11 protein-coding genes and 1 other RNA gene are annotated in these 9,595 nt (G+C 61.4%); 7 read left to right on the forward strand and 5 right to left on the reverse strand.

Translation table 11 applies throughout. The features are described 5' to 3' along the window. Positions 1 to 210: 210 nt before the first annotated feature. The gene (locus EN884_RS13730) at positions 211 to 420 is read left to right on the forward strand and encodes a molybdopterin-binding protein (RefSeq protein ID WP_024501417.1); all 210 of its coding nucleotides are present in this window, start codon (positions 211 to 213) and stop codon (positions 418 to 420) included. An 11-nt stretch (positions 421 to 431) separates the two neighbouring features. Here EN884_RS13730 and EN884_RS13735 read toward each other — a convergent pair whose 3' ends face one another. Together EN884_RS13735 and EN884_RS13740 are read right to left on the reverse strand one after the other, a co-directional pair. Further along, entirely contained in the window at positions 432 to 1,226 is a 795-nt protein-coding gene (locus EN884_RS13735; RefSeq protein ID WP_024501420.1) for a thymidylate synthase, read from the reverse strand. Positions 1,227 to 1,386: 160 nt separating this feature from the next. After that, positions 1,387 to 1,698 (reverse strand): DUF2853 family protein, encoded by a 312-nt coding sequence (locus EN884_RS13740; protein WP_013531020.1) that lies wholly within the window; start codon positions 1,696 to 1,698, stop codon positions 1,387 to 1,389. 170 nt (positions 1,699 to 1,868) lie between these two features. On the opposite strand from EN884_RS13740, the gene ssrA reads away from it, so the two are divergent. Together ssrA and EN884_RS13750 are read left to right on the forward strand one after the other, a co-directional pair. Next, positions 1,869 to 2,228, forward strand: a transfer-messenger RNA (tmRNA) gene (ssrA, locus tag EN884_RS13745). 86 nt (positions 2,229 to 2,314) lie between these two features. Beyond that, positions 2,315 to 2,866 (forward strand): AAA family ATPase, encoded by a 552-nt coding sequence (locus EN884_RS13750; protein ID WP_199489657.1) that lies wholly within the window; start codon positions 2,315 to 2,317, stop codon positions 2,864 to 2,866. A 64-nt stretch (positions 2,867 to 2,930) separates the two neighbouring features. Here the strand turns inward: EN884_RS13750 and EN884_RS13755 are convergent, their stop codons facing one another. Then, a complete protein-coding gene (locus tag EN884_RS13755; protein WP_063168283.1) occupies positions 2,931 to 4,715 on the reverse strand; it encodes an acetolactate synthase 3 large subunit in 1,785 nt (594 codons plus the stop codon). Positions 4,716 to 5,012: 297 nt separating this feature from the next. Further along, on the reverse strand, positions 5,013 to 6,218 hold the full coding sequence (locus EN884_RS13760) for a multidrug effflux MFS transporter (protein WP_063168284.1): 1,206 nt from the start codon (positions 6,216 to 6,218) through the stop codon (positions 5,013 to 5,015). A gap of 188 nt (positions 6,219 to 6,406) precedes the next feature. Between EN884_RS13760 and EN884_RS13765 the strand changes: the two genes are divergently transcribed. The 4 genes from EN884_RS13765 (at position 6,407) to EN884_RS13780 (ending at position 8,186) form a co-directional block, all read left to right on the forward strand. Continuing rightward, positions 6,407 to 7,096, forward strand: a complete 690-nt coding sequence (locus tag EN884_RS13765; protein WP_013531017.1) for a TetR/AcrR family transcriptional regulator — start codon at positions 6,407 to 6,409, stop codon at positions 7,094 to 7,096. A 118-nt stretch (positions 7,097 to 7,214) separates the two neighbouring features. Beyond that, positions 7,215 to 7,751: an SspB family protein gene (locus EN884_RS13770; RefSeq protein ID WP_013531016.1), complete on the forward strand. Its 537-nt coding sequence runs from the start codon at positions 7,215 to 7,217 to the stop codon at positions 7,749 to 7,751. 16 nt (positions 7,752 to 7,767) lie between these two features. Continuing rightward, positions 7,768 to 7,965, forward strand: coding sequence for a DUF4169 family protein (locus EN884_RS13775; protein WP_024501426.1), 198 nt, complete (start codon positions 7,768 to 7,770; stop codon positions 7,963 to 7,965). Next, positions 7,962 to 8,186, forward strand: a complete 225-nt coding sequence (locus EN884_RS13780) for a ribbon-helix-helix domain-containing protein (protein WP_013531014.1) — start codon at positions 7,962 to 7,964, stop codon at positions 8,184 to 8,186. Before EN884_RS13775 ends, EN884_RS13780 begins: the two co-directional genes overlap by 4 nt. Here the strand turns inward: EN884_RS13780 and EN884_RS13785 are convergent. Next, the coding region (locus EN884_RS13785) for a chloride channel protein (RefSeq protein ID WP_128360582.1) at positions 8,183 to 9,595 on the reverse strand (1,413 nt) is incomplete at its 5' end. The two genes, EN884_RS13780 and EN884_RS13785, sit on opposite strands and share 4 nt — an antisense overlap.

Raw genomic sequence — 9,595 nt, forward strand, 5'->3', positions numbered from 1 at the left:
CAAAACCGCCAATGGCGATCGCCCTAGATCCAAAACCTGTGCGCGTCATGGAAAACTCTCCCTGGTTTGAAATCCGGCCGGCTCGAAGCCTGCTGACCGATATATCCGTATGAATATAACAAGGGAAGGCCCGGCGCCTCATGAAAGCGTCTGTACGACACCAATTGTTTTGGTAAGACCGGGAAAAGAAACCTTGGAAAGGAAACTCCGGTGAAGATCAGCGCCCGCAACGTCCTCAAGGGAACGATCGCCGAGATCGTCAAGGGAGCCACCACCTCGCATGTCAGGATCGACATTGGCGGCGGCGCCATCGTCACCGCCTCGATCACCAACGAGGCCGTCGCCGATCTCAAGCTCGAAAAGGGCAAGCAGGCCTATGCCGTGGTCAAAGCCTCGGACGTGATGGTCGGCATCGACTGAAATTTGCGGCCTTAGACCGCGATCGGCGCCTTGATCGACGCGTCGGCGACGTAGTTTTCCAGCCGGAAATCCTCGAAACGGAAGGCGAAGAGGTCCTTCACCTCCGGATTGATCCACATCGTCGGCAGCGTCCTCGGCGTGCGCCGCAGCTGTTCGCGTGCTTGCTCGAAATGGTTCGAGTAGAGGTGCGCATCGCCAAGTGTGTGGACGAAATCGCCGGGTTTCAGCCCTGTCACCTGCGCCACCATCAAGGTCAGCAGGGCATAGGACGCGATGTTGAACGGCACGCCAAGGAAGATATCGGCGGAACGCTGGTAGAGTTGGCAGGAAAGCCGCCCTTCCGAAACATAGAACTGGAACAGGCAGTGGCAGGGCGGCAGCGCCATCGCTTCCACCTCGGCTGGGTTCCATGCCGAAACAATCAGCCGCCGCGATTGAGGATTTCTGCGTATCTCCTTGAGAAGATTCGCGATCTGGTCGATCGAGCCGCCATGGCCGTCCGGCCAGGAACGCCACTGCTTGCCGTAGACCGGGCCGAGATCGCCATTCTCGTCGGCCCATTCGTCCCAGATCGAGACGCCATGGTCGGTGAGATATTTGATGTTGGTGTCGCCGGCCAGGAACCACAGAAGCTCATGGATGATCGACTTGAGATGCAGCTTCTTGGTTGTGGTGACGGGAAAGCCGCGCGCCAGGTCGAAACGCATCTGGTAGCCGAAGACGGAGCGCGTTCCGGTGCCGGTGCGGTCGCCGCGGTCGGCGCCGTTGTCCAGCACGTGCTGCAGGAGGTCGAGATACTGGCGCATCGGTTCCGGCTCGATTCGGTTGTCCAGCCATCATAACTGACAGACGGGCGATCGAACACCACAAAGCAGCGCGCAAGCTATGCCCGAAGCCAGTCAGTCCCCAACAACATCACCGGCTGGCGCATGGACCGCGCCAGCCCGGCGAATTGAAGCGCGGCCGTCAGAGGGAGCCGAGTTTACCCAGGTCCTTGGCAACCAGGTAGTAGAAGGTAACCCGGTTCTTGGTGTTGTCGGCGGCCATCGCCTTGCAGACCTTCTCGATCGAAGCGTCGGCCTTGCTGTCGTCCGATATGCCGAGCTTCTTGGCAACCCAGCCAGCCTTGACGCGCTCCAGTTCCTTCGGATCGGTGCAAGACACCAGCGAGGAATCGCGGTTCCGAAGCGCAATGCCAAGATGCTTCACGATTTTGTCGACCACGTCGGCACTCGCCGAGGCATCGTATTTCTTCACGTCTGCAAGATAGTCGGCCATCAAAATTCCCCTCGTCGGCGCCACGGATCCGATCGATGAGGGCTGTGGCGCGCTGCTGCAACTTGTGCGCTATGTCGGTAACTCCTCACCGGGGCAAAGCTTCGGTTGAGACCGCGCTCAAGTCAACCCTTCGGACTTGCGGTTTTGACACGGGGACAAAGTGCCATTGCGGCCTTTCATTTCCTGCGATCGCCCCCTATATTCGGTTTGTCGGCTTGACCGACTATGGCGATAAATGGGCGATGAAATAAGCCGTTCGGACCCGGGGGCGGTACCCGGCGCCTCCACCAAAAGCCGCTGTTGACGACAGAGCGGTTTTTGCTGGGGGCGAAATAGGATCGACGAAGGTGTAAAGATCGTACTTTTGCCCGGCATGGTACCACCGTCATCGGGCTAAACCTGTAGTTGCAAATGACAACTATGCGGAAGCACGTCTCGCCGCGTAAGCGGTGCGATAGCTTCAAATCAAGCCCTAGAGGTTCGCACTTCTAGGCGGGGTTCGGAGGTACCTGGCAACAGAAACCTCCACTTCTCCCCTCCTCGGATATCCAGCATGCGCGACGGCAGTTCCGCCGCGAACGCGCCCTGCCGCGTGCTCCCTCTCCATGGACAAAACATGCAAAACGATTCCGATCGCTTTTTTGTGCTGACCGGCGGTCCCGGCTCCGGCAAGACCACCTTGATCGAAGCCCTGCGCCGGGCAGGCTTTGCCGCCTCGGTCGAAGCCGGGCGTGGTATTATCCGCGACCAGTCCGCCATTGGCGGACCCGCTTTGCCCTGGCACGATCGCGCCCTGTTTGCCGAGTTGATGCTGTCATGGGAGATGCGCTCGTATCAAATTGCGCTAGAACAGACCGGGCGTCCTGTTTTTTTCGATCGAGGCGTTCCGGACACGCTCGGCTATCTCAGCCTGAGCGGCCTGCCGATACCCGAACACGCCCACGCTGCCGCAGAGCGCTTCCGCTATCATCGGCGCGTCTTCGTCGCCCCGCTTTGGCCGGAGATCTTCGCGCAGGACAAAGAGCGCAGGCATACGCTCGACGAGGCCGAGCGTACCCACCATGCGCTGGTCGGCGTCTATACGGAACTGGGCTATGAGATGGTTCCGTTGCCGCTGGCCCCCGTCGAGGCGCGGCTGCGCTTCGTGCTGGCGCAAACCGGGGTGTAGCCTTGAAGTCGGACGCAATCGAGCGGGATGCACTATTCAATTCGAATGCATCCCGCTCTGGGGTCTATACCAGTCCCTGGCCGATCTCATCGGTTGCACTGGCGAAGGTCTCGCCGGGCAAGAGCATCTCATTATGGGCTCTGCCCGTCCGGATCATCGGAAGGCAATTGGCGAGTTCGGCAACACGGCAGTCGAAGAGCACCGGCCGGTTTACATCGATCATTTCCTGAATCGCATCATCGAGGTCGGCCGGCTTCTCACAACGTATGCCGACCGCACCGAACGCTTCAGCCAGTTTGACGAAATCGGGCAAAGTTTCGGAATAGGAATGCGCCAGGCGGTTTCCGTGAAGCATTTGCTGCCACTGGCGAACCATGCCCATGTAAGAGTTGTTCAAGATGAATATCTTGATAGGCGCATTGTACTGAACCGCCGCCGACATCTCTTTCATCGTCATCTGGACAGATGCGTCGCCGGCAATATCGATGACAAGGCTTTCCGGGTGCGCGATCTGCACGCCCAATGCCGCCGGCAAGCCATAGCCCATCGTACCAAGGCCGCCCGACGTCATCCAGCGACGCGGCTTTTCGAAACCGTAGAACTGGGCCGCCCACATCTGATGCTGGCCAACTTCGGTCGTAATGTAGGTGTCGCGATCCTTCGTCAGCGCGTAGAGACGCTCGACCGCGTATTGCGGCATGATCACCTCGTTGCTCATTTCGTAAGAGAAGGAGTTGCGCCCGCGCCAGCGCGCGATCTGTTTCCACCATTCGTCGAGGCGTCTTCTGTCAGGGTTTTGCGGCAGCGCACGCCATGAGCGAACCAGGCTGTCCACCACCTTGCCGGCATCGCCCTGAATGCCGACGTCGGCACGGACGGTCTTGTTGATCGAGGACGGATCGATATCGACATGGATCTTCCTTGAGCTCGGTGAAAAAGCCTCCACGCGCGAAGTCACGCGATCGTCAAAGCGGGCGCCGATGCAGAGCATAACGTCGCACTCATGCATGGCCATGTTCGCTTCGTACGATCCGTGCAGGCCGACCATTTTCAGCCAGTTCTTGCCGGATGCCGGATATGCGCCAAGCCCCATGAGGGTCGAGGTGATCGGGAAATCAGTCAGTTCGACAAGCTCCCGCAGCAGTCTCGATGCCTCCATGCCGGAATTGACGATGCCACCGCCGGTATAAATGACTGGACGACGGGCATTGGCCATCAACTCTATCGCCTTGCCGATCTCGTTGATGTCGCTCTCCACCGTCGGCCGACAGCTCTTCAGTGCAGCAGCATCCGAGGGCGGCGTGTACACGCCGGTGGCAAACAGGACGTCCTTTGGCATGTCGACGAGGACAGGTCCCGGTCGTCCGGACTTGGCGATGTGAAAAGCCCTGTGGATCGTTGACGCCAGTTCGTTGACGTCCTTGACCAACGAATTGTGCTTGGTGCAGGGCCGCGTAATGCCGACCGTGTCGCATTCCTGAAAGGCATCGGAGCCGATCAGCGTTGTCGGCACCTGTCCTGTCAGGCAGACGATCGGCACCGAATCCATAAGCGCATCCTGCAGTGGCGTTACCGCATTTGTCGTGCCTGGACCGGATGTGACGAGCATGACGCCGACCTTGCCCGTAGACCGTGCATAGCCTTCGGCGGCATGGCCCGCACCTTGCTCATGGCGCACGAGGATATGCTTGATGTCATCCTGTTGGAATATCTCGTCGTAGATCGGCAGCAAGGCGGCGCCAGGATAGCCGAAGACATGCTCTACGCCATTGTCTCTGAGTGCATGGAGAACGATCTCCGCGCCTGTCATGCGCTTGCTCGCGGTTTGAATAGGGTTCTCGCCCGTCATGGTTCTGATCCGTGGTGTATTGCGTGATGAGGATGATTGACGGGGCATCGCCCGGATTTCGGGCATAAAAAAAGGCCCCGTCAGGAGCCTGTTTACCGCGCATGGGTGGCTATCGCCGGATGGTTACACCATCCTGCCCATGCGCTTTCCTACCACCACGAGAGCCGTTGCGATCATCATGACCATCGCTGCTACAGCCGAAACCGGGCGTCGTCAACGCCTTTCGGACGGAACTGTCCGCGCCCAATGGCAAAGAGGCCGGCATGAGCCGGCCCCTTCGTTCTCATCGAAAGTCTACTACTCGGCCGGCGCCTCGACGGCCTCGCGAGAGCGGCCGAGCGTGACCTTGGCCAGCGTGAAGGAAATCACCGCGCAGAGCGTGATGCCGGCCACCATCGGCAGCGGCGTACCGTCGAAGAACACGCCGGCAACACCCATGGCCAGTGCGCCGATGGCGAAATGCAGCGTGCCCATCAGCGCTGACGCCGTGCCGGCAATCTGGCCATGCTCTTCCATGGCCAGCACCGACGTGGTCGGAATGACCAGACCAAGGAAGCCGTAGCCGACGAACAGCAGCGCCGCCATCACGTCGAGCCGGTCGATGCCCGTCGCCATCACCGCGAACAGCACCACCATCGTCGTGGCATAGCCGGTCACCGCAACGCGCACCACGCGCCTCAGGCCGAAGCGCTCGGCCAGCAGCCCCGTCATCTGCGACATGCCGATGAAGGCGACCGCGTTGATCGAGAAGAACACGCTGTAGACCGAAGGCGACAGGCCGTAATGGTCGATCAGGATGAACGACGAGCTCGACAGATAGACGAAGAAGCTGGCAATGCCGAAGCCGGCAATCGCCGTGAGGCCGAGGAAGTTACGGTCGCCCATCAGGAAGCGGTAGGCCGACAGCGCGGTGCCGAAGGAGGACCCGGCGCGATCTTCCACCGGCCGCGTCTCCTTGAGCGAGGTCGCCAGAAGGATGGTGGCCAGCAGAGCCGCGCCCGTCACCGTCCAGAACACGGCACGCCAGCCGAAATTCTCGATGATCACGCTGCCGGTCAGCGGCGCCAGGATCGGCGACACCGAAAATACCAGCATCAGCAAGGACATCAGCTTGGCAGCCTCATTGCCGGTATGCAGGTCGCGCACGATGGCGCGCGGAACGGCCATGCCGGCGCTGGCGCCAAGCCCCTGCAGGAAGCGGAAAGCGATCAGCCATTCGATGGTCGGCGCCATTGCCGAACCGATGCCGCCGACCATGAACAGCGCAAGGCCGCCGTAGAGCGGCAGCTTGCGGCCGACCATGTCGGAGATCGGCCCGACGACGATCTGGCCAAAGCCCATCGACAGGAAGAAGATCAACAGGCTCATCTGCACGGCAGCGGTGCCGGCATGCAGATCGGCGCCGATCGACGGCAGCGCGGGCAGATACATGTCGATGGCGAACGGGCCGATGGCGGACAACAAGCCGAGCACGACCGCGATGCGGAGGAATTTGGGACTCATGATAGAGGCTTCTTTCAAATCTGGTTGCCGCCGCCAGGCGGCGTCTAACCTAGGACGTTCCATCCCGTGAGATTCCGACACATCGAGAGCGAGTTCTGTTCGTCTCTCTCATGCGAAATCTCTTAATCTTGTGTCCACAAATTTAGACACTCTTGTCTAAATCGTCAATCACCTCTATATAGTTTTTTATGAAGCTGCACGTTTCTCCTGACATTTTCCCGCCACGCGGTCATGAGGCCAAGCGCCTGTCGATCGTCGACTCCGCCGCCACCGTGTTTTGCCGCGAAGGTTTCGCCGGCGCCAATATCGACCTGATCGCCGCCGAAGCCGGCGTCTCGCGCCAGACCATCTACAACCATCACGGCGACAAGGAAAAACTGTTCGTCGCTGTGGTCCGTGATCTGACCGAACGTTGCAATGCCGGCATCTTCGCCACCATTGCCACCTTCCCCGATCAGCCGGGGGATCTCGAAGCCGACCTGATCGGCTTTGCGGTGCGTTTGAATCAGAATTGCATCTGCAACCGCGATGGAAAATTCCTGCGCAAGCTGATCCAGACCGAAGGCGAGCGCTATCCCGAACTGTTTGCCGAATGGCGCGAACAGGGACCGGGCAGGACATGGCCGGCAATCGCCGCCCGCTTCGCCCGCCTCGCCTATGGCGGCTATCTCACGATCGAGGACCCGGACGTGGCGGCACGCCAGTTCCTTGGCCTCGTCAATGCCGAACTGCAGACCACGTTCATGCTTGGCGGCTCGCCGCGCGAGGACGAGGTGCTGCAATCTGCGACCAATGGCGTGCGTACCTTCCTGCGCGCCTTCGGCAAGCGCCGCTCCGCGGCATCGTCCGAAAAGCAAAGCGCGCTCGCCAGCGCCTGAGCGATCAAATCGCTGGCAATAGTCTTCGCTTCCGCGCGAGGGTGATCTATATGCGGTTTACGCCGCGCTCAAGCTTGATTACAGCTATGCGGACGATTCAACGGAACCCGACCGCCACATGGCCGACGACCACATCCGCTACGACATTCTGGCCCAGGAGGCGTTGCGCGGCGTCATGCGCAAGGTCCTGGCCGAGGTCGCGCGCACCGGCCTCCCCGGCAACCACCACTTCTTCATCACCTTCCTGACCGGCGCGCCGGGCGTACGCGTGTCTTCGCGGCTGCGCGAGCGCTATCCCGAGCAGATGACCATCGTCATTCAGTTCCAGTATTGGGACCTGAAGGTGACCGATACCGGCTTCGAGGTTGGCCTGTCCTTCTCCGATGTGCCGGAAAAACTCGAAATCCCGTTCTCGGCCGTGCGCGGCTTCTACGATCCCTCGGTCAATTTCGAACTCGAATTCGACGTCAAGACGGATGGTGCGGCAGCCGATGAACCGGCTGCGCCAACTCCGGAGCCGTTGACCATCGTCTCCGAGAAAAAGCCGAAGGCCGAGAAGAAGGCCGCCGCGGAGGCGGAGAAGAAGCCCGCGGCCGCGGACGCCGCCACCAAGGGCGCCGAAGTGGTCTCGCTCGACGCCTTCCGCAAGAAATAGGCCGGCGACTTACGCCGTGGCCGAAATCGTCAATCTCCGCCAGGCCCGCAAGCAAAAGGCGCGGGACGAAAAGCTGCGCGCCGCCGAACAGAACCGCGCGCTGCACGGCCGCTCCAAGGCCGAAAAGGAACGCGACCGCGTCGCCGCCGACAAGAGCGAAAAATTCGTTGCCGGGCATCGTCGTGAAAAGCCCGGCGACCCCGGCCGTCAATGAGCCCGGTCGAAAAGCGTTCGGTGACCATTCGCGGCCACCGCACCAGCTACTCGCTTGAAAAGCCCTTCTATGACGACCTCGTCGCGATCGCGGCGACCAGGGAGCTGACGCTCGCTGCTCTTGTCGCCGAAGTCGACGAGACGCGGCCCCGCGACACCAACCTGTCCTCGGCGTTGAGGCTCCATGTGCTGGAGTGGGCGAAGCGAGGAGAGAGCATCTAAAGGCTTTCGACCGCGTCGTCCTTTTTCCTGCGTCTGGTGCCAAAGCCAAGCAAGGTCGAACGCTCGCGCTCCTCGGCCTGTTTCCTGGACCGCACGCGCATCAGATCCTTCCAGCCGACATAGCCGACCAGCAACGAGCCTTCGCGAGTGACGACGGGCAGATGGGAGACGTTGGCCATCAGCAGCTTGTCGGAGAGGCCTTCGAGATATTCGTCCGGATAGGCCAGCGTCACCTTGCTGCCGGCCAGCAACGCGCCAAGCGTGGTGGTGCGGTGCGTGCCGGCGCGTCTCCAGCGCAAGATCGCCGGCGGATCGATGAGGCCCAGCACCTGACCGTTCTCGTCGACCACCGGGAAACTCGGATGCCGTGTTTCCGGCGCCGTCAGGAACGCTGCTGCGCCATGCAGCGTCATCGTCGCCGGCACGCTTTCGACCTGCGACGTCATCACCTCGCGCACCCTGGTCAGGGCGAAAGGGTCGACACGGTATTCGCGAACCAGATGGTGTCCCCTTCTGGCGATCTTTTCGGTCAGGATCGAACGCTTCATCAGAAGCACGGTCACGGCATGCGCCGCGGCGCAGGCGGCAATCAGCGGCACCAGCATATGTGTGTTGCCGGTCAGTTCGACGGCGAAGAACGTGGCGGTCAGCGGCGCGCGCATCGTGCCGCCCATGGTGGCGGCCATTGCCAGCAGCGCCCAGAAACCCGGATCCGCGGCAGGCAGAACGCCGGCGAGCACAGCGCCCATAGCCCCGCCCATGATCAACAGCGGCGCCAGCACACCTCCCGACGTTCCCGAGCCGAGCGCTACCGACCAGATGATCGCCTTGACCACCAGCAGCAGGAGTGCCGCCGTCGCGACGGTGCGGCCATCCAGCATGTCGGTGATGTTGTCATAGCCGACACCGAGCGCGTGCGGTTCGATCAGCCCGCCTATGCCGACCACCAGGCCGCCAAGCATCGGCCACCACATCCAGTGGATCGGCAGCTTCTGAAAACCGTCCTCGCAGGCATAGACCATCTGCGTCAGCAGTCCCGACAGAAGTCCTGCACAAACGCCGATCGCCACCCAGCCGGCAAGGCCGACAAAAGACACCTCCATGCCGCCCTGAAACGGAAAGATCGGCCCGGGCAGATGCAGCATGGTGCGCTCGACCTCGGCGATAACAGCCGCGACCGCCACCGGAATGAAGCTGCGCGGGGTCCATTCGAATAGCAGCAGTTCGACCGCCAGCATGATGGCGGCGATCGGTGTTCCGAACACCGTGGTCATGCCCGCTGCCGCACCAGCCACCAGCAGGGTCTTGCGCTCGTTGTCGCTGACCGGCAGCATCTGCGCGATCAGCGAGCCGATCGCGCCGCCTGTCATGATGATCGGTCCTTCCGCGCCGAACGGTCCGCCGGAACC

It is taken from the genome of Mesorhizobium sp. M7A.F.Ca.AU.001.01.1.1 (assembly GCF_004022735.1).
GTDB classification, from domain to species: Bacteria; Pseudomonadota; Alphaproteobacteria; order Rhizobiales; family Rhizobiaceae; genus Mesorhizobium; species Mesorhizobium ciceri.

What these genes read in the sequence shown, in the direction of transcription:
- EN884_RS13735 (WP_024501420.1), bottom strand. Translation starts at nt 1,226, where the DNA reads ATGCGCCAGTATCTCGACCTCCTGCAGCACGTGCTGGACAACGGCGCC.
- EN884_RS13740 (WP_013531020.1), bottom strand. Translation starts at nt 1,698, where the DNA reads ATGGCCGACTATCTTGCAGACGTGAAGAAATACGATGCCTCGGCGAGT.
- EN884_RS13750 (WP_199489657.1), top strand. Translation starts at nt 2,315, where the DNA reads ATGCAAAACGATTCCGATCGCTTTTTTGTGCTGACCGGCGGTCCCGGC.
- EN884_RS13755 (WP_063168283.1), bottom strand. Translation starts at nt 4,715, where the DNA reads ATGACGGGCGAGAACCCTATTCAAACCGCGAGCAAGCGCATGACAGGC.
- EN884_RS13760 (WP_063168284.1), bottom strand. Translation starts at nt 6,218, where the DNA reads ATGAGTCCCAAATTCCTCCGCATCGCGGTCGTGCTCGGCTTGTTGTCC.
- EN884_RS13765 (WP_013531017.1), top strand. Translation starts at nt 6,407, where the DNA reads ATGAAGCTGCACGTTTCTCCTGACATTTTCCCGCCACGCGGTCATGAG.
- EN884_RS13770 (WP_013531016.1), top strand. Translation starts at nt 7,215, where the DNA reads ATGGCCGACGACCACATCCGCTACGACATTCTGGCCCAGGAGGCGTTG.
- EN884_RS13780 (WP_013531014.1), top strand. Translation starts at nt 7,962, where the DNA reads ATGAGCCCGGTCGAAAAGCGTTCGGTGACCATTCGCGGCCACCGCACC.